General features: G+C 59.4%; 19 protein-coding genes and 1 pseudogene. 11 read left to right on the top strand and 9 right to left on the bottom strand.

The features are described 5' to 3' along the window. Positions 1-8 precede the first annotated feature (8 nt). The 3 genes and pseudogenes from arcD to Q0P52_RS04585 form a co-directional block, all read left to right on the top strand. A complete protein-coding gene (gene arcD, locus Q0P52_RS04575) occupies positions 9-1,457 on the top strand; it encodes an arginine-ornithine antiporter (protein WP_293764979.1) in 1,449 nt (482 codons plus the stop codon). Between the two features lie 117 nt (positions 1,458-1,574). Continuing rightward, positions 1,575-2,531, top strand: coding sequence for a LysR family transcriptional regulator (locus tag Q0P52_RS04580; protein WP_293764977.1), 957 nt, complete (start codon positions 1,575-1,577; stop codon positions 2,529-2,531). Positions 2,532-2,759: 228 nt separating this feature from the next. Continuing rightward, positions 2,760-2,846, top strand: a pseudogene (locus Q0P52_RS04585) (integrase core domain-containing protein); the annotation flags it as partial. Between the two features lie 146 nt (positions 2,847-2,992). On the opposite strand, the gene Q0P52_RS04590 reads toward Q0P52_RS04585, so the two are convergent. After that, the gene (locus tag Q0P52_RS04590) at positions 2,993-3,964 is read right to left on the bottom strand and encodes a LysR family transcriptional regulator (protein WP_293764976.1); all 972 of its coding nucleotides are present in this window, start codon (positions 3,962-3,964) and stop codon (positions 2,993-2,995) included. Between the two features lie 172 nt (positions 3,965-4,136). Between Q0P52_RS04590 and Q0P52_RS04595 the strand changes: the two genes are divergently transcribed. The 3 genes from Q0P52_RS04595 to Q0P52_RS04605 all read left to right on the top strand — a co-directional run bounded on the left by Q0P52_RS04595 (position 4,137) and on the right by Q0P52_RS04605 (position 5,844). Beyond that, on the top strand, positions 4,137-4,685 hold the full coding sequence (locus Q0P52_RS04595) for an NAD(P)H-dependent oxidoreductase (protein WP_293764974.1): 549 nt from the start codon (positions 4,137-4,139) through the stop codon (positions 4,683-4,685). Between the two features lie 52 nt (positions 4,686-4,737). Next, positions 4,738-5,031: a hypothetical protein gene (locus Q0P52_RS04600; RefSeq protein ID WP_293764972.1), complete on the top strand. Its 294-nt coding sequence runs from the start codon at positions 4,738-4,740 to the stop codon at positions 5,029-5,031. A gap of 72 nt (positions 5,032-5,103) precedes the next feature. After that, complete coding sequence (locus Q0P52_RS04605; protein ID WP_293764970.1) at positions 5,104-5,844, top strand: SDR family oxidoreductase; 741 nt, start codon at positions 5,104-5,106, stop codon at positions 5,842-5,844. Between the two features lie 229 nt (positions 5,845-6,073). Here the strand turns inward: Q0P52_RS04605 and guaA are convergent, their stop codons facing one another. The 3 genes from guaA to smpB form a co-directional block, all read right to left on the bottom strand. Next, complete coding sequence (guaA, locus tag Q0P52_RS04610) at positions 6,074-7,657, bottom strand: glutamine-hydrolyzing GMP synthase (protein WP_293765036.1); 1,584 nt, start codon at positions 7,655-7,657, stop codon at positions 6,074-6,076. Positions 7,658-7,721: 64 nt separating this feature from the next. Continuing rightward, entirely contained in the window at positions 7,722-8,081 is a 360-nt protein-coding gene (locus tag Q0P52_RS04615; protein ID WP_293764968.1) for a hypothetical protein, read from the bottom strand. Next, complete coding sequence (smpB, locus tag Q0P52_RS04620) at positions 8,078-8,533, bottom strand: SsrA-binding protein SmpB (protein ID WP_293764966.1); 456 nt, start codon at positions 8,531-8,533, stop codon at positions 8,078-8,080. Before smpB ends, Q0P52_RS04615 begins: the two co-directional genes overlap by 4 nt. Positions 8,534-8,708: 175 nt before the next feature. On the opposite strand from smpB, the gene Q0P52_RS04625 reads away from it, so the two are divergent. After that, on the top strand, positions 8,709-9,146 hold the full coding sequence (locus Q0P52_RS04625) for a type II toxin-antitoxin system RatA family toxin (RefSeq protein ID WP_293764964.1): 438 nt from the start codon (positions 8,709-8,711) through the stop codon (positions 9,144-9,146). Next, positions 9,139-9,450 (top strand): RnfH family protein, encoded by a 312-nt coding sequence (locus tag Q0P52_RS04630; protein WP_293764963.1) that lies wholly within the window; start codon positions 9,139-9,141, stop codon positions 9,448-9,450. The genes Q0P52_RS04625 and Q0P52_RS04630 overlap by 8 nt, the downstream gene beginning before the upstream one ends. A 231-nt stretch (positions 9,451-9,681) precedes the next feature. On the opposite strand, the gene Q0P52_RS04635 is transcribed toward Q0P52_RS04630, so the two are convergent. From Q0P52_RS04635 to Q0P52_RS04655, 5 genes are all read right to left on the bottom strand, one after another. Next, positions 9,682-11,499 (bottom strand): GGDEF domain-containing protein, encoded by a 1,818-nt coding sequence (locus tag Q0P52_RS04635; protein ID WP_293764961.1) that lies wholly within the window; start codon positions 11,497-11,499, stop codon positions 9,682-9,684. A 75-nt stretch (positions 11,500-11,574) separates the two neighbouring features. Next, positions 11,575-11,865 (bottom strand): cell division protein FtsB, encoded by a 291-nt coding sequence (ftsB, locus tag Q0P52_RS04640; RefSeq protein WP_293764959.1) that lies wholly within the window; start codon positions 11,863-11,865, stop codon positions 11,575-11,577. A 5-nt stretch (positions 11,866-11,870) separates the two neighbouring features. Further along, positions 11,871-13,154 carry a phosphopyruvate hydratase gene (eno, locus tag Q0P52_RS04645; protein WP_293764957.1) on the bottom strand — a complete coding sequence of 428 codons (1,284 nt, stop codon included), beginning with the start codon at positions 13,152-13,154 and terminating at the stop codon, positions 11,871-11,873. Between the two features lie 85 nt (positions 13,155-13,239). Next, complete coding sequence (gene kdsA / locus Q0P52_RS04650; RefSeq protein WP_293764955.1) at positions 13,240-14,091, bottom strand: 3-deoxy-8-phosphooctulonate synthase; 852 nt, start codon at positions 14,089-14,091, stop codon at positions 13,240-13,242. Further along, entirely contained in the window at positions 14,088-15,734 is a 1,647-nt protein-coding gene (locus tag Q0P52_RS04655; protein WP_293764953.1) for a CTP synthase, read from the bottom strand. Before Q0P52_RS04655 ends, kdsA begins: the two co-directional genes overlap by 4 nt. 269 nt (positions 15,735-16,003) lie before the next feature. On the opposite strand from Q0P52_RS04655, the gene rpmB reads away from it, so the two are divergent. The 3 genes from rpmB to Q0P52_RS04670 all read left to right on the top strand — a co-directional run bounded on the left by rpmB (position 16,004) and on the right by Q0P52_RS04670 (position 17,382). Further along, on the top strand, positions 16,004-16,237 hold the full coding sequence (gene rpmB / locus Q0P52_RS04660) for a 50S ribosomal protein L28 (RefSeq protein ID WP_011137003.1): 234 nt from the start codon (positions 16,004-16,006) through the stop codon (positions 16,235-16,237). 33 nt (positions 16,238-16,270) lie between these two features. After that, entirely contained in the window at positions 16,271-16,426 is a 156-nt protein-coding gene (rpmG, locus tag Q0P52_RS04665; RefSeq protein ID WP_028453358.1) for a 50S ribosomal protein L33, read from the top strand. A gap of 209 nt (positions 16,427-16,635) precedes the next feature. Next, complete coding sequence (locus Q0P52_RS04670) at positions 16,636-17,382, top strand: type 1 glutamine amidotransferase (RefSeq protein WP_293764937.1); 747 nt, start codon at positions 16,636-16,638, stop codon at positions 17,380-17,382. Positions 17,383-17,414: the final 32 nt, after the last annotated feature.

The following is a 17,414-nucleotide window of genomic DNA, read 5'->3' on the forward strand; positions in this document are numbered from 1 at the left end:
ACCCCATCATGACCGACGCTACACAAAACGCGCCCATGCCCACGCCAAAGCTGAAGCTGAGCGCACTCACCGCACTGGTGATCAGCGCGCTGATCGCCGCGGGCATTTTCTCATTGCCGCAAAACATGGCCGCCCATGCCGGGGCAGGCGCCATCATCATCGGCTGGATCATCACTTTCTTCGGCATGCTGACGCTGGCCTTCGTCTTCCAGACTTTGGCCTTGCGCAAGCCGGAGGTGGAGGGCGGGGTTTACGGCTATGCCCGGGCCGGCTTTGGCCCCTATATGGGCTTCAACTCCGCCTGGGGCTACTGGATTTCGGCCTGGATAGGCAATGTGTCGTATTACGTGGTGATCTTTTCCGCGCTGGGCTCGTTCCAGGGCCTGCAATTCTTCGGTGACGGCAATACGCTGCCGGCGATCCTTTGCGCGTCGCTGTTGCTGTGGGGCTATCACGCGTTGATCTGTCGCGGGGTGCAAGGCGCGGCCTTCATCAACACCGTAACCACGGTGGCCAAGATGATTCCGCTGGCAATGTTCCTGGTGCTGGCGGCCATGGCTTTCCGCATCGATACCTTCCGGACCGATTTCTGGGGTCGTCCCGAGCTGGGCTCGCTGGTAGACCAGGTCAAGAGCACCATGCTGGTAACCACTTGGGTGTTCATCGGTATTGAAGGCGCCTCGGTGTTTTCCAGCCGCGCGGAGAAAATGTCCGATGTGGGCAAGGCCACTATGACCGGCTTCGCGCTTTCCATCCTGATGTTTGTTGCCGTCACGCTGCTCTCGCTGGGCATCCTGCCCCAAGCGGAACTGGCTGCCTTGAAGAACCCGTCCACCGCAGGCGTGCTCAAGGCCGCCATCGGCGAATGGGGCGCCACCCTGATGAATGCCGGCCTGATCATTTCCGTGGGCGGGGCCTTGCTGGCCTGGACCTTGCTGGCGGCCGAGGTGCCTTATCTGGCAGGCAAGGACGGCACCATGCCGGCCTTCCTCGGCAAGCTCAACGCCAATGGCGCGCCGGCCAATTCGCTGTGGCTGACCAACGGCCTGGTACAGCTTTTCCTGGTCATCACCTATTTCAACAATGCCGGTTATCTGACCTTGCTGCTGCTGGCTACGTCGATGATCCTGATCCCGTACCTGCTGTGCGCCTTGTATGCCCTGCTGATCGCTTCTCGCCGGGACGGTTACCAGGCTGGCGAGGCTGCGGTGGGCAAGGACAAGCTGATTGCCGTGATTGCTTCGCTGTATGGGATGTGGCTGCTGTACGCCGCCGGCCCCAAATACCTGTTCCTTTCCATGATTCTTTACGCGCCGGGCCTGCTGTTCTACGTCAAAGCGCGGCTGGAGCAGAAACAGCAGGTGTTCAGCGTGCGCGAGCGCTGGCTGGTCTTCGCGGTGGTCGCCGCTGGGCTGTACGCTATCTACGATCTTGCTTTCGGCACACTGACGCTCTGATTACCGTGGACTTGGGCGCACTGGCCACCCTCCCGTTAAGGGAGGGTTTTTTGATGCGCGTCACTAGCCGCCGCGCGCAGACAAATATTATGAAATACTGATTTTCAGGAGATTGATGTGAGACTGGACAATTTCGACATCCGTCTGCTCCGGGTATTTGTCGCGGTGGTGGAAAACGGTGGCTTCTCGGCGGCGCAAAGCCGCTTGGGCATGGGGCAATCGGCGATCAGCGGCAAAATGGGCGACCTCGAGGACAGGCTGGGAATGCGCTTGTGCGAACGGGGCCGCAAAGGCTTCTCGCTGACGGAAGAGGGGCGGCAGGTTTACGACACCACGCTGAAGCTGCTGGGACATATCGCGGTTTTCGAGGAAGAGGCCGCAAGCATTGGCCACGCCACGGTAGGCCATATCCGCATGGGCATCATCGACACGGTCGCCACCAACCCCGAATGCTGCCTGCAGGAGGGCTTGCGCCAGTTCAGCCTGCGTTACCCCAAGGTTTCCATCAATCTGGCGATCATGGAAACCACCGAGATAGAAGCGGCGTTATTGCAGGGCCGGCTGGATGTGGGCATCTGTTCGTCCGAGCTGGAGATGGACGGCCTCAGTTATCGACGCTTGTTTGGTGAGCGGCAACGTTTGTACGCGGCGCCGGATCATCCTGTGTTTGCGCTGTCCGGCGCGCCGGCGGATTTTTCAGATTTGCTGGATTTCCAGATCATCGGTCGCGGCAAGGCCTATGGCGTCACGCCGCTGGATGGCGTGCACGGGCTGAGAACGCGCGCCGACTCCGCCCACATGGAAGGCACGGTGTTTCTGATATTGTCCGGCGAATATATCGGCTACCTGCCAGAGCATTACGCCCGGGTCTGGGTTGAGCAAGGCCGCTTGCGCGTGCTGGAGAACCCGGCATTCGACTATCTGAACGACTTTTCGCTGACACTGCCGCGCTACGGCCATTGCTCGGTGGCGTGCAGCCGGATGCTGGACGAACTGCTCGCCGCGCACGGGCTGAAGAAACCATTGCGCCCTTCCTCTCGCAAACGGCTGACGGAGCTGAACGGCGAGGGCTGAGTAGCGGTGTTGAATGAGTTGCGCCAGGGCGGGAGGAGGCTGCTTCATTGCCCGATTTGCCTCACATGAAATCGGCGTCATTGCGTCGTCTCCCATACAACAAAAGCCCATGCCTTCATGCATGGGCTTTGGCTTCTGAGGTGGGGACCTGTTACTTGGCCGCAATACTGCGCATTGCCTGGTCGACCGCATTGATCAGCAGGCCGTCCGGGTCTTTCTTGCACATGTTTCCGGGATGAGTACCTGAACGAACACTGGTTCACCAGCCTGCGCCATGCCCAGATCATCATCGAAGCCTGGCGTAGGGAATACAACAACTGACCTCCTCCCACTCAGTTATCAATAGGCATGAAAATTCTTTTCACGACAATGGCTTATGGTGTGTGGGGCAAGCAATGCCATAGAAAATACCATTATCGGGGTAGTCAATCTGTCAGGTGCTCACAGTGGCATCGTAACTACTAGAAATCTGCCACCGATCGGGCCTCGTAGGCCCTGAGTTCGGATAGCGGCACATGCAGCTCGGGCCGCTTGGCAAAGGCGTCGAGCAGGTAGTCCACTGTCACCCGTACACGCGGTGCCACCAGGGCACGGTGGGGGTACTGCAGCGTCATCTCGAATTGGCCAGGATGGTGCGAGCGCAACAACAGCAGCCGCAACGCCCCGCTTTGCAAATGTTTCCAGGCATGGTGGACACCGATTTCCGCCACGCCGACGCCAGCGACCGCCATCTTGGTCAGGGTTTCCGGAGAAGACATTGTTATTAAAGCTGATTCGGTGTTCAGCGTGGTGATGCTCCCGTCCTCGGCGAGGAAGTTCCACGGTGAAACCCGCCCGCCGAGGAAGCGCCGTGTCAACAGCCGGTGTCGGAGCAGGTCTTCTGGCTGTTTCGGAATGCCGTGGGCTTCCAGATAGACCGGCGAGGCCACCAATACCATTCGGAACTTGCACACGGTCCGGGACACTAGCGAGGAGTCGGCGATGCGTCCGCCGCGCAAGGCAATGTCGTAGCCATCATGGATCAGGTCGACCACCCGGTCATCAAAATCGACCTCGACCGCTAGGCCGGGGTAGGTGTTAAGCAAGCCCGGCAATATCGGGGCAAGTTGCTCGCGGCCAAAACCGGCGCTGGTGGAGATGCGCACCCGCCCGGAAGGGGCTGCTCGTTGGGAAACGACCGTATCGGTCGCCAAGTCCAGCGCCTCCAGCGCCACTCGGGCCTGTCGCAGGAAGGCATCGCCTTCCTCTGTCAGCTTGAGACTGCGGGTGGTGCGATTCATCAGCCGCACTCCCAGTGCTTTTTCCAGCCCCGCAACGTTCTTGCTGACCGCAGCCGAGGAGATGCCGAGCGCTCGTGCGCCCGCAGCAAAACTGCCCGCATCGGCCGCTTGGACAAAGGACAGGATGGCGCGCACGCGCTGTGACGAATCCATGGTCCGTATTCCCCTTCTCCGGGCTGTTGCTTGGATTGATAACTTCAAGTTGGTAAATCCTAAACCCAATAGCCAATTCTCTTCAAGGATCAAGCTGTTCAGAATTCACCCATCGCAAGTCCACAGTCTTGTTGTAAAGCCAGGCTGAACCCTCAACCGAACCGGACAAACCATGAAAACTCTGCTGATAGTCTCTCATCCCTACCCCGAACAGTCCCACGTCATCCAGGTTCTGCAGCAAACCGCCGCGGCGCTGCCGAATGTGGCGGTGCGCAACCTCGAAACCCTGTACGGGCACGACACCACGGCCTTCGATGTCGCTGCCGAACAGCGTGCCCATGAGGGCGTGGACCGGGTCGTGTACCTGTTTCCCATCCACTGGTTCAACCTGACGCCGATGCTCAAGGCCTATCTCAACCAGGTCTGGAGCTATGGCTGGGCCTTTGGCCCGGAAGGCAAGGCGCTGCAGGGTAAGCAGATGCAGGTGGTGGTGTCGGCTGGAGCCACGGCGCATACCTACTCGGCTGCCGGCCTGATCCAGAGCAGCGTGCAAGAGGTACTGACGCCGATGAAGGCCAGCGCCTTGTATGTGGGCATGTCGTATGCCGAGCCACTGGCCTTCTATGAAGCCATGGGCGCCAGCGGCGACAAGCTGGCCCGCTTCCAGCAGGCGTTGCAGGACTGCCTGACTACGCCCGTGGATCAGGCGGTGCCCGCTTGAGCCTGCAACTTGCCATCGTACATTCTTTGTCCAACTGACCGGAGTAAACCTCATGAAACTGCTTTGTCTCGATGTTCCTCGCCCCGACGCCACCCTGGAGCAATACGCCCCCCACATGCTTGATGAAGTGCGCCATGGCTGGGACCTGTACAAGTCCGGCTTCATCCGCGATATCTATTTCCGCCAGGACCGACCCGGCGTGGTCATCATGGCCGAGGCCGATTCAGTAGAGGCCGCACGCGCCGCGCTGATGACGTTTCCGCTGGCCAAGGCCGATCTGATCGGCTGGGACATCATTCCCTTGGGGCCGATGGCCAACTGGGAACTGTTGTTCGCCAAGGCCTGATCGACGGTACAGGGAGACTGCTATGGGCCGTCGAAAAGCCCATCTGACTTAAGCAAACAGGAGTACACAACCATGCAAGGCAAAGTTGTCATCATTACCGGCGCCTCTTCAGGAATAGGCGCAGCAAGTGCAAAGCTGTTGGCGGCCAAGGGGGCCAAGGTGGTTCTTGGCGCACGGCGCGAAGACAAACTAAAGAAGCTTGCCGACGAAATTTCGGCGGCAGGTGGCGAAGCGATCTACCAGACACTGGATGTCACCCAGCAGGCCGATAACGATGCCATCGTCAAACTGGCCAAGGACACCTATGGCAAAGTCGACGTTATCTTCCTTAATGCTGGCATCATGCCCAGCGCGCCGTTATCAGCCATGAAGACCGACGATTGGCACGAGATGGTCGACATTAACGTAAAGGGCGTGCTCAACGGTGTGGCGGCGATTCTGCCGACATTCACCACCCAGAAGTCCGGCCAGGTAATTGCCACCTCATCCGTGGCGGGGCTCAAAGCCTACCCTGGTGCCGCAGTCTATGGCGGCACGAAGTGGTTCGTCCGTGAGTTAATGGAAGTTCTGCGCATCGAGTCAGCGATGGAGAAAACGAACATTCGCACAGCGACCATCTACCCTGCGGCGATCAACACCGAGTTGCTGAACACAATCAGCGACCCGACCACCTCGGCGGGCATGCAGGCGCTGTATGAAGCACACGGCATCTCTCCAGATCGCATCGCCAGCATCGTTGCCTTCGCCATTGAGCAACCTGCCGACACCAATGTTACAGAGTTCACCGTCGGACCTACGACGCAACCCTGGTAATTAGTTTTCAGGGCCCTCACGATCTCACGATCTTTAAGAGGTCGGTCTGCATGGTTGCTGGTGACCGCCACAAGCCGATACCATGAACGTTGTCGAGTCACTCACATGGTATTTGGCTCAGACAATAGAAGCACCCGGGAAGTACCATAAAAAATGCCATTGATAATGCAAGCGCAATTATCAATGGCATTGTTTTAGCTTTTAAAAATCAAATACTTATAATTTGATCTCACTCCCACTCAATTGTTGCCGGCGGTTTGCCCGACACATCGTAAACCACGCGGTTGATGCCGCGCACTTCGTTGATGATGCGATTGGATACCTTGCCAAGCAGGGAGTAGGGCAGTTCGGCCCAGTGGGCAGTCATGAAGTCGCTGGTGACCACGGCGCGCAGCGCGACGACGTAGTCGTAAGTGCGGCCGTCTCCCATCACGCCAACGGACTTCACCGGCAGGAATACCGCAAAGGCCTGGCTGGTGAGGTCATACCAGTTCTTGCCGGTTTTCTCGTCCACGGTGGCGCGCAATTCTTCGATGAAGATGGCGTCGGCGCGGCGCAGCAGATCGGCGTATTCCATTTTCACTTCGCCGAGTATGCGCACGCCCAAGCCCGGGCCCGGGAACGGGTGGCGGTACACCATGTCGTGCGGCAAGCCCAGCGCCACGCCCAGTTGGCGCACTTCATCCTTGAACAGCTCACGCAGCGGTTCCAGCAGCTTGAGGTTCATGTCTTCCGGCAGGCCGCCCACATTGTGGTGGCTCTTGATGGTGTGGGCTTTTTTGGTTTTGGCGCCGGCGGATTCGATCACGTCCGGGTAGATGGTGCCCTGCGCCAGCCATTTGGCGTTGGTGAGCTTGCCGGATTCAGCCTGGAACACTTCCACAAATTCGCCGCCGATGATCTTGCGTTTCTTTTCCGGATCGGTTTCGCCGGCCAGCTTGCCCATGAACTGTTCGGTGGCGTCGACGTGGATGACTTTGACGCCCAGGTTCTTGGCGAACATTTCCATCACCATCTTGCCTTCGTTCAGGCGCAAGAGGCCGTGGTCGACGAATACGCAGGTGAGTTGCGGGCCGATGGCGCGGTGGATCAGCGCGGCCGCAACGGAGGAGTCCACGCCGCCGGACAGGCCGAGGATGACTTCTTCATCGCCCACTTGCTCGCGGATTTTCTTTACCGCTTCATCGATGTAGTTGGGCATGGTCCAGCTTGGCTTGCAGCCTGCAATGTGCAGGACGAAGCGGTGGATCATTTCGGTGCCGCGCTTGGTGTGGGTGACTTCCGGGTGGAACTGCACACCATAGAAACCGCGGCTTTCGTCGGCCATGGCGGCAAACGGGCAGGAGGCGGTTTCGGCAATCATCTGGAAGCCGGCCGGCAAGGCGGTAACCTTGTCACCGTGGCTCATCCATACGTCGAGGAAGCCGTTGCCGGCGTCGTCGATGTGGTCCTGCAGGCCTTCCAGCAGCTTGGAGTGGTGGCGGGCCTGGATTTTGGCATAGCCGAATTCGCGCTTGTCGCCGCTTTCCACTTTGCCGCCCAGGGCTTGCGCCATGAACTGCATGCCGTAACAGATGCCCAGTACCGGTACGCCCAGTTCAAACAGCTTGGGGTCGGCCTGGTAGTCGGATTCGTACACCGAGTTGGGGCCGCCGGACAGGATGATGGCCTTGGGGCCGAAAGCCTTGATCTCGTCGAGCGTCATGTCGAAAGAATGAAGCTCACAGTAAACGTGAGCTTCGCGTACGCGGCGGGCGATCAGTTGGGTGACTTGCGAGCCGAAGTCGAGAATGAGGATCTTGTCCATGACTATCCTTGATAAGGTCCAGTGGCCATGCCGGCCGATGTTGAATCCATTGTGATGCGTTGGCCGAAGCTCAGGGTTGTTTTTCCTGGTCTTGCGGCAGTGAACGCCAGCGCACGCTGCGTTCGGGAATCTGGTCGCTGCGGGCGATCAGCATCAACAGGCCGATCAGCACCATGCCCAGCGACATCACGTGGCTCAGTCGCAGGACGAAGTTGTCGTAAAGATAGACGGCGGCGCCGGCGTAAACCAGCATCGGGCTGGTAACGAGAGTGGATTTGTTGAAGCCGTCGACAATCAGCAGGAGGACGCCGCTGACAGCAAGCAGCAGGGATAGCAGCGTGGTGGTGTTGGGGAGCAGGGCGGTGCTTTTGAGAAACCAGACGGAGCCAAGGCAGATCAGGGCGACGGGGAGGGCGGCGCTCTTCTTCATGCGGCCCCCCGCTGGTTTTTCATGAAGCGCTGTTTTTCGCGCTGCCATTCGCGGTCTTTTTCGGTGTCGCGCTTGTCGTGCAGTTTTTTGCCCTTGGCCAGACCCACCGTCGCCTTGATGCGGCCCTTGGTGTAGTGCAGGTCCAGCGCCATCATGGTGTAGCCTGCGCGTTCCACCTTGCCGATGTAGCGGTTGATTTCCGCTTGCGACATCAGCAGCTTGCGCGGGCGGACCGGGTCCGGCTTGACGTGGGTGGAGGCGGACTGCAAGGCGGTGATGTGGCAGCCGATCAGCCAGAAGGCGCCGTTTTTCCAGTCCACATAGCTTTCCTTGAGCTGGATGCGTCCGGCGCGGATCGACTTCACTTCCCATCCTTCCAGCACAAGCCCGGCCTCGAGTTCTTCCTCGATGAAGTAGTCATGGAAGGCTTTGCGGTTCTGGATGATGCTCATGCGCCTGTGTTTCCGTGGTGGGGGCTTTGCGGGTAATCGGCGATTTTAACAGATTTGCCGCTCGGCCAAAACTCCCTCTGATTCAGCGGCTTGCGCGGCGGCTCGGACAGCCTGTTCCGCATTTGTTAGAATTCCGCTTTCGTCACAGCTTACGGGCCTTTCGGCCAACTCATTCATGCAGGTTGTAGAGAAAAACGTTCTGGTGGCCCACACTCCGGCGCAGATGTACGCCCTGGTGGACGAGGTCGAGCACTATCCGCGCTTTTTGCCCTGGTGCGCCAAGGCGGAAGTGCATTCGGCGGATGATGGCGAGCAGGTGGCCAGCCTGCATATCGACTATCTGAAGATTCGCCAGCATTTCACCACCAAAAACCAGCGGGTGGACGGGCAGTCCATCCTGATGGAGCTGGTGGACGGCCCCTTCCGTCATTTGCAGGGGCTGTGGCGTTTCACTCCTTTGGGCGAAATCGGCTGCAAGGTGGAGTTCCGTCTGCAGTATGAGTTTTCCAGCGCGATTCTGGAGAAGGTGATCGGTCCGGTGTTCAGCCACATTTCCCGCACGCTGGTGGATGCTTTCATCAAGCGTGCTGACGAGGTCTATGGCGATGACTGAGCGTATCGAGGTGGAAGTGGTGTACGCGCTGGCCGACTGTCAGCACTTGGCCGCGCTGACGGTGGATGCCGGCTGTAGCGCCATGCAGGCGGTTCGGGAGTCGGGTTTGCTGACGAGCTTTCCCGATCTTGAGGCCGCGCCGCTCAAGTTGGGCGTGTTCGGCAAGGTGGTGAAGGCCGAGCACGCGCTGCGCGCAGGAGACCGGGTGGAAATCTATCGCGCCTTGCTGGCGGACCCCAAAGCTGTGCGCCGCCAGCGGGCCGAGGCGGGCAAGAAGATGAAGAAAGGCGGCGGGGCCGCATGAGAAAGCCGGCCAGCAAGGCTGGTTGTTGCTTTCAAGCTGTCCAGTGAGAAAGCGAGGCTTTCTTGCTGAGCATGGGCGGATTGCGGGTAAGCGGAAAGGCGGCGGAATCAATCAGTGATATCGACAGGCCCGTCTGACCCCGGCCACGCACCATCTCGCTCACCCAATGATTTTGTCAGCAATAAAAAACCGGGTCATGGCCCGGTTTTTTTGTTGGCGAGCGTCGGTGAATCAGGCGATGCGGTCCGCTTCGGCCGATACAACCCGGTTCTTGCCGCTGATCTTGGCCTGATACATGGCTTGGTCGGCGCGTTCGATCACATCGATATCCTGCTCGCCCAGATGCCAGCGGGCGACGCCGGCACTGAAGGTGATCACCAGCCGGTCGTTGTTGGCCATGAAGAAGGTTTTGGTCAGCTCGCGCTGCAGGCGTTGAACCGTGTCCATTGCTTCGTGCAGCGGGGTGTCGGGCAGTAGCAGCACAAATTCTTCGCCGCCAAAGCGGGCGACGATGTCGGCGGGGCGCAGATTGTGCTTGATCACGTCCACCAGATATTTCAGTGCGTCGTCGCCGGTCAGGTGACCGTAGCGGTCGTTGAGCTGCTTGAAGTTGTCCACGTCGATCAGCGCCACGCTCAGGTCGTTGCCGGTGCGTTCGGCGCGACTGATTTCGCGCTGGAAGTTCTCGGCCAGGCCGCGGCGGTTGTAGGCGCCGGTAAGCTGGTCTTCTTTCACTTTCGCGCTGGCGGCTTCCAGCGCCATTTCCAGCTCGCTGATGCGCTGCTCGGCGGCTTCCACCTGTTCCCGCGCGGCCAGGAGCTCGTCGCGGGAGCGGGTAAGGTCCAGCTGCATGATCGAGGTGTCTTCCATCAGCAGGCCAATGATGCCGCTGATTTCTTCCACGTTTTGCGTGGATTTCAGTTGTTCGCCGTGACGCTGGATTTTGCTGTGGAAGTCGTCCGTGGTGTCTGTCATCAACGCCAGGCGGGAGATGAAGCGGTCCAGCAGGGTGCGCAGCGAACTGGTGGCTTCGTCCAGCGAGCTCTTCAGCATGCCTTGCTTGCGAATGACTTCCTTGAGACTGGTTTCCAGCTGGTAGACGTGCTGCATGGACAAAGGCTCGTGCGACAGCACTTCCTGCAGGCTGTGCACCTGGCCCACAAGGTAGTCGTCGGAGCGGTTGAGCTCGGCCACATTGTCCAGCAACAGGCGCAGCAGGCTGGTGAGGCCCGTGACCAGGCGACCTTCTTGCTGGGTTTGCAGCTCCAGCTTGATCATGAAGTTGCGCAGCTTGGGCATGAACACCGACAGGCTGCTTTCACTGCTGATGGTTTCCAGCTCGCGAATCAGGGATTCGAGATCGTCCACCATGTCCGGCAGGCTGGCGAGGCGCGGCTCAAGGCCGTGCTTGAGGGCGAACGACAAAGTGCGTTGCCACAGATCCCAGCTGTCGTTCTGGTCCTGCTGCTGGCGCGGGCTTTCTGCGGCCGGAGCGGCGGCGGCTTCGGCCAACGGGGTCGGCGCAGCTTCGTCCACCAGCGGGATGGCGTCGGCGTCGCGCTGATTGGCCGGGGCCGACCAGTTGCGCACCAGCGCATCCAGTTTGATGTTGAGTTCTTCCGGCTGGTTGCCGTAGTTGATCAGCACGCGTTCCAGCGCGGCTTGCTTGAAGTGCTGCGGCAGGTCGGGCTGGCGCAGGTCCCAGCAACGGATGAGATTCTGGATCAGGCTGCCCCAGGGCTGGGACAGCTGTTGTTCATTGAGGGCGTGGCGCAGGAAGTCGATGACAAGCTGCGGGATTTGTTCCCAGCGGGATTCATCGGACGCCTGTTTGAGGCGCAGCAGGGACGTACGGGCCTGAACGGTGCTGGCCGGCAGGGTTTCCATGGCGCGCAGCATTTGCTGGCCAAGCTTGTTGTCCCGCTCGACCGGGGTTTGCGTGAGCTCGTGATAGACGCGCTCGAAATTTTCCGGCGTTGGAAGCAGCTTGCGAAGCGTGAGCTGCTTCAGGGTTTCCCGCGCTACTTCGATAGGATTCTGTGTTGTCATTGACCAAACCCTGGAAGTTTTGTAGCCAGCCATAATTGTTTTTAGTGTAGGTGGACGAAGAGGCGGCCGGCTATATCAATGACTGTTGCTGCTTGCCGGTTCCAGCAGTTGGAAAAATACCTCACCATCACGGATCATGCCAAGTTCATTGCGGGCGCGTTCTTCAATGGCGTCCGTACCTTGTTTCAGATCCTTCACTTCAGCATCCAGCGCGGCGTTGCGGGCCACCAGCTTTTGGGTGACGGCCCGCTGTTCCTGCAGTTGCTTGTCCAGCTGCCAGACCCTGAGCCAGCTCCCCTTGCCCAGCCACAGGGGCCATTGCAAGGCGAGGATCAGAGTCAACAGGGTCACGGTCAGCCAGCGCATGAATCTTACTTCAGGTGGTAGAACGCAGCGCGGCCCGGGAAGTAGGCGGCGTCGCCCAGTTCTTCTTCGATGCGCAGCAACTGGTTGTACTTGGCCATGCGGTCGGAGCGGGACAGGGAGCCGGTCTTGATCTGCATGCAGTTGGTGGCCACGGCGAGGTCGGCGATGGTGCTGTCTTCGGTTTCGCCGGAGCGGTGGCTCATTACGCTGGTGTAGCTGGAGCGCTTGGCCAGATCAACCGCCTTCAGGGTTTCGGACAGTGTGCCGATCTGGTTCACCTTCACCAGCAGCGAGTTGCAGATGCCGGTTTCGATGCCCTTGGCGAGGATCTTCGGGTTGGTGACGAAGACGTCGTCGCCCACCAACTGGATACGCTTGCCCAGACGGTCGGTCAGGATCTTCCAGCCGTCCCAGTCGTGCTCGCTCATGCCGTCTTCGATGGAGATGATCGGGTAATTGTTGACCAGGGTTTCCAGGTAGTCGGCAAACTGCTCGGAGCTCAGTTGCAGGCCTTCGGCGGTCAGGTGGTACTTGCCGTCCTTGTAGAACTCGGAGGAGGCGCAGTCCAGCGCCAGCATCACGTCCTGGCCGGCTACGTAGCCAGCGGCGTCGATGGCTTCCAGAATCAGCTTGATGGCGTCTTCGTGGCTGGCCAGGTTGGGCGCAAAGCCGCCTTCGTCGCCCACGGTGGTAGCGTAACCCTTGCTGTCGCACAGCTTTTTCAGGGTGTGGAACACTTCGGCGCCGCAGCGCAGCGCTTCGCGGAAGGTTTGCGCGCCCACTGGCATGATCATGAATTCCTGGATGTCCAGGGTGTTGTTGGCGTGCGCGCCGCCATTGATGACGTTCATCATCGGCAGCGGCAGGGCCATCGGGCCGGCGCCGCCCAGATAGCGGTACAGCGGCAGGCCGGCGTCTTCCGCGGCGGCGCGGGCCACGGCCATGGAGACGGCCAGCATGGCGTTGGCGCCCAGGCGGGACTTGGTCTCGGTGCCGTCCAGTTCGATCAGGGTCTTGTCGATGAAGGCCTGGTCGGCGGCGTCAAGGCCGATGATGGCTTCACAGATTTCGGTGTTGATGTTTTCCACGGCCTTGAGCACGCCCTTGCCGAGGTAACGGCTCTTGTCGCCGTCGCGCAGTTCCAGCGCTTCTTTTTCGCCGGTGGAGGCACCGCTCGGTACGGCGGCGCGGCCCATTACGCCGGATTCCAGCAGAACGTCGGCTTCAACAGTGGGATTGCCGCGGGAATCCAGAATTTCGCGGGCGACGACATCGATGATCGAACTCATTGTAAACCCCTTACATGCTCAACTTGGTTAACCGTGTGTCTTCGGCCAACCCTGAAGAGATTGGCCGAAGAGAAGCTTCAAACCGTTACAGCGAATGCTCGGGCCAAGCCTGTTGCTTGACCAGCGCATCCAGGTCTTTCAGGGTGGCCAGCAGTTCCTTCATGCGGCCCAGCGGCCAAGCATTGGGGCCGTCGGACATGGCCTTGGCCGGGTCCGGGTGGGTTTCCATGAAGATGCCGGCGATGCCGGCGGCAACGGCGGCGCGCGCCAGTACGGGCACGAACTCGCGCTGCCCGCCGGACGAGCTGCCCCGGCCGCCGGGCAATTGCACCGAATGGGTGGCGTCATACACAACCGGACAGCCGGTTTCGCGCATGATCATCAAGGAACGCATGTCGGATACCAGATTGTTGTAGCCGAACGATACGCCGCGTTCGCAGGACATGAAGTTGTCGTCCGGCAGGCCGGCTTCGCGCGCGGCGGCGCGGGCCTTGTCGATGACGTTTTTCATGTCGCCCGGCGCGAGGAACTGACCCTTCTTGATGTTCACCGGCTTGCCGCACTGGGCGACGGCGCGGATGAAATCGGTCTGGCGGCAGAGAAAGGCCGGCGTTTGCAGCACGTCCACTACGCTGGCCACCTGGGTGATTTCCTGCTCATTGTGCACGTCGGTCAGCACCGGCACGCCGATCTGCTTTTTCACTTCGTCCAGAATGCGCAGGCCTTCATCGATGCCAAAGCCGCGGAAGGACGAGCCGGAGGAACGGTTGGCCTTGTCGTAGCTGGATTTGTAGATGAAGTTGATGCCCAGCGCGCTGGTGATTTCCTTGAGCTGGCCGGCGGTGTCGAGCGCCATTTGCTGGCTTTCAATCACGCAGGGACCGGCGATCAGGAACAGGGGCTGGTTCAGGCCAACGTCGAATCCGCACAGTTTCATGCTTGTTTACCTTGCTTGTCGGCCTTGTGCTCGATCGCCGCCTTGACGTAGGCGGTAAACAGCGGATGGCCATCACGCGGGGTGGAGGTGAATTCCGGGTGGAACTGGCAGGCGAAGAACCAGCGGTGGTTTTTCAGCTCGATGGTTTCCACCAGCTTTTCGTGGCCAGCGGAGCGACCGGAAATGGTCAGGCCGGCAGCTTCCAGGCGCGGAATGTAGTAGTTGTTGACTTCGTAGCGGTGGCGATGGCGCTCGACGATGTCGGTGGAGCCGTACACGCGCGCGGCGAGCGAGCCGTCCACCAGATCGCAGTGCTGGCCGCCCAGGCGCATGGTGCCGCCGAGGTTGGAGTTTTCGTCGCGCTTTTCAACCTTGCCGTCGTGGTTCACCCACTCGTCGATCAGGGCTACGACCGGGTAGTCGGTTTCCAGGTCGAACTCGGTGGAGTTGGCGCCCGCCAGGCCGGCAACGTCGCGAGCGTATTCGATCAGCGCAATCTGCATGCCCAGGCAGATGCCGAGGTAGGGAATGTTGTTTTCGCGCGCGAAACGTACAGCCTTGATCTTGCCTTCAACGCCACGTTTGCCGAAGCCGCCAGGAACCAGGATGGCGTCCATGTCCTTGAGGGAGTCGGCGCCGTCGCGATCGATTTCTTCAGAGTCGACGTAAATGATGTTGACGCGGCTGCGGGTGTGCACGCCGGCGTGCTTCAGCGCTTCGGACAGGGATTTGTAGGATTCGGTCAGATCGACGTACTTGCCCACCATGGCGATGTTGACTTCGCTTTCCGGGTGCTCGATAGCGTCGATGATGCGATCCCAGGCCGACAGGTCCGCCTTGGGCAGATCCAGTTGCAGCTGTTCGGCGATGATGTCGTCGATGCCTTGCTCATGCAGCATCGCCGGCACCTTGTAGATGGAGTCGGAATCGTAACAGCCGATCACTGCGTTTTCTTCCACATTGCAGAAGAGGGCAATCTTGCGTTTTTCGTCTTCCGGCAGCTCGCGGTCCATGCGGCACAGCAGCACGTCCGGCTGGATGCCGATCTCGCGCAGTTCCTTCACCGAGTGCTGGGTCGGCTTGGTCTTGATTTCGCCGGCTGTGGCGATGAAGGGAACGTAGGACAGATGCACGTACAGCGTGTTCTTGCGGCCCAGGTTGGAGCGCATCTGGCGGATGGCTTCCAGGAAGGGCAGGGACTCGATGTCGCCCACGGTGCCGCCGATTTCAACGATGGCCACATCGGCTTCGCCGGCGCCTTCGCGCACTTTCAGCTTGATTTCGTCGGTGATGTGCGGGATGACCTGCACGGTGCCGCCAAGGTAGTCGCCACGGCGTTCCTTGGTGATCACGGATTCGTATACCTGGCCGGTGGTGAAGTTGTTGCTCTTCTTCATCCTGGCTTTGATGAAGCGCTCGTAGTGGCCCAGGTCGAGGTCGGTCTCCGCGCCGTCTTCAGTCACGAACACTTCGCCGTGTTGGAAAGGGCTCATGGTGCCCGGATCGACGTTGATGTAGGGGTCGAGCTTAAGCATGGTGACTTTCAGCCCGCGAGACTCAAGGATGGCGGCAATGGACGCAGCGGCAATGCCCTTACCCAGAGAGGACACCACACCGCCGGTTACGAAGATAAACTTGGTCATGAGATTACGGCTCTATGGGAATTCAGGATTTTAACCTGAAACGCGGCGGATTTGAATCGCCATCGGTGCCCAATGTTGCAACAAGGAATGCAACAGTCGGCTTGATCCAGTTCAAGTTCTACTCGCCATGTTGTGGTAAATCCGTTACAATTTGCGCCGACTGTTTCAGAAGAGATGCACCGTTCCCCGTGGGTTCGGCGCATCATGCTTGAATCTCTGGCTTAATCCATGATATAAAGCCAGCTTTTACCGGTTTTGGGAGTGTTAACATGGCGCGTGTTTGCAAAGTCACCGGCAAGCGTCCGATGACCGGGAACAACGTTTCCCACGCCAACAACAAAACGAAACGTCGTTTTCTGCCGAACCTGCAGTATCGCAAGTTCTGGGTAGAAAGCGAAAACCGCTGGGTACGTCTGCGCGTATCCAACGCAGCTCTGCGTACCATCGACAAGGTGGGTATCGACGTAGTGCTGGCAGATCTGCGCGCTCGTGGCGAGATCTGAGCGGTCAACCGATAGCGACTGATAGGTAATACCATGCGCGATAAAATCAAGCTTGAATCCACCGCCGGCACTGGCCACTTCTATACCACTACGAAGAACAAGCGCACTATGCCGGAAAAGATGGAGATCAAAAAATTTGATCCCGTCGCTCGTAAGCACGTGATCTACAAGGAAACCAAGCTCAAGTAAGCTTGCGATCCTTCAAGGTCCGGTAAAGAACCCTTCTCTGGTGCACGGAGAAGGGTTTTTTCTTGCCTGATGCTGTTGCGTGGCGACCGCAATCCAGCCCCGTTGTCGGGGCTTTTTTCATGGATTTGATCATTTTTTGATTGTGCTTGGTATAGTGGAGCCTGATTGCTCTCCGTGTCTGAGAGGGCGAGCATCTTCAGGAATACAGTATGAAGCCGATTGCCATCATCCAGCATGTTTCGCTGGATGGTCCCGAATTCTTTCTTGACTGCCTCAATGAGCAAGGCATCCCTTCGGTGGTTTTCCATGTCTACGCTGATGATCCGTTGCCGCCGGATGTCAGTGCTTTCTCGGGCATAGCCAGCTTTGGCGGGCCGATGAGCGTGAATGATGCTGATGTCCACTGGTGGATCAGTCCGGAGATTGCGCTGTTGGCCGAAGCAGTGCGCATGCGCGTACCGGTCATAGGTCACTGCCTTGGTGGGCAGTTGCTGGCCAAGGCGCTTGGCGCGGTGGTGCGCAAGACGGAAGTGCCGGAAATAGGCTGGACCGATTTGCAGGCTTGTGATCAAAACATCGCAGCCGAGTGGTTTGGCGGGCGCAGGTCAATCCGCATGTTCGAGTGGCACAGCGATACCTTCGAGATGCCGGAGGGCGCTCGCCTGCTGTTGAGCAGCGCCTGGTGCGCGCGGCAGGCCTTCGAATATGACGGCATTCATCTGGGCATGCAGTTTCACAGTGAAGTGAAAGCGCCGATGATTCGCCAGTGGCTGAAAGTGGGCTATCAGGATATCGAAGCGCATGATGTGCCCAGTGTGATGAGCGCTGCGGCCATTGATGCCTCGCTTGATGCCGGCATGCCGGCCAGCCATGCCGTGGCGCGCGATATTTACGCGCGCTGGCTGCAAGGTGTGATGTGGCGGCAAGTCGGGCAAGTGGCGCAGGCAACCGCGTGAAGCAACAAGGCCGGCAATGCCGGCCTTGTTCA

Origin of the sequence: uncultured Aquitalea sp. (genome assembly GCF_945957525.1) — a bacterium.
Taxonomy (GTDB): Bacteria; Pseudomonadota; Gammaproteobacteria; order Burkholderiales; family Chromobacteriaceae; genus Aquitalea.

Coding starts and splice junctions, on each gene's coding strand:
- Q0P52_RS04590 (WP_293764976.1), bottom strand. CDS start 3,964: ATGGATTCGTCACAGCGCGTGCGCGCCATCCTGTCCTTTGTCCAAGCG.
- rpmG (WP_028453358.1), top strand. CDS start 16,271: ATGCGCGATAAAATCAAGCTTGAATCCACCGCCGGCACTGGCCACTTC.
- Q0P52_RS04655 (WP_293764953.1), bottom strand. CDS start 15,734: ATGACCAAGTTTATCTTCGTAACCGGCGGTGTGGTGTCCTCTCTGGGT.
- eno (WP_293764957.1), bottom strand. CDS start 13,154: ATGAGTTCGATCATCGATGTCGTCGCCCGCGAAATTCTGGATTCCCGC.
- Q0P52_RS04600 (WP_293764972.1), top strand. CDS start 4,738: ATGAAACTGCTTTGTCTCGATGTTCCTCGCCCCGACGCCACCCTGGAG.
- arcD (WP_293764979.1), top strand. CDS start 9: ATGACCGACGCTACACAAAACGCGCCCATGCCCACGCCAAAGCTGAAG.
- kdsA (WP_293764955.1), bottom strand. CDS start 14,091: ATGAAACTGTGCGGATTCGACGTTGGCCTGAACCAGCCCCTGTTCCTG.
- Q0P52_RS04635 (WP_293764961.1), bottom strand. CDS start 11,499: ATGACAACACAGAATCCTATCGAAGTAGCGCGGGAAACCCTGAAGCAG.
- rpmB (WP_011137003.1), top strand. CDS start 16,004: ATGGCGCGTGTTTGCAAAGTCACCGGCAAGCGTCCGATGACCGGGAAC.
- Q0P52_RS04625 (WP_293764964.1), top strand. CDS start 8,709: ATGCAGGTTGTAGAGAAAAACGTTCTGGTGGCCCACACTCCGGCGCAG.
- Q0P52_RS04615 (WP_293764968.1), bottom strand. CDS start 8,081: ATGAAGAAGAGCGCCGCCCTCCCCGTCGCCCTGATCTGCCTTGGCTCC.
- Q0P52_RS04605 (WP_293764970.1), top strand. CDS start 5,104: ATGCAAGGCAAAGTTGTCATCATTACCGGCGCCTCTTCAGGAATAGGC.
- Q0P52_RS04670 (WP_293764937.1), top strand. CDS start 16,636: ATGAAGCCGATTGCCATCATCCAGCATGTTTCGCTGGATGGTCCCGAA.
- Q0P52_RS04630 (WP_293764963.1), top strand. CDS start 9,139: ATGACTGAGCGTATCGAGGTGGAAGTGGTGTACGCGCTGGCCGACTGT.
- Q0P52_RS04595 (WP_293764974.1), top strand. CDS start 4,137: ATGAAAACTCTGCTGATAGTCTCTCATCCCTACCCCGAACAGTCCCAC.
- ftsB (WP_293764959.1), bottom strand. CDS start 11,865: ATGCGCTGGCTGACCGTGACCCTGTTGACTCTGATCCTCGCCTTGCAA.
- smpB (WP_293764966.1), bottom strand. CDS start 8,533: ATGAGCATCATCCAGAACCGCAAAGCCTTCCATGACTACTTCATCGAG.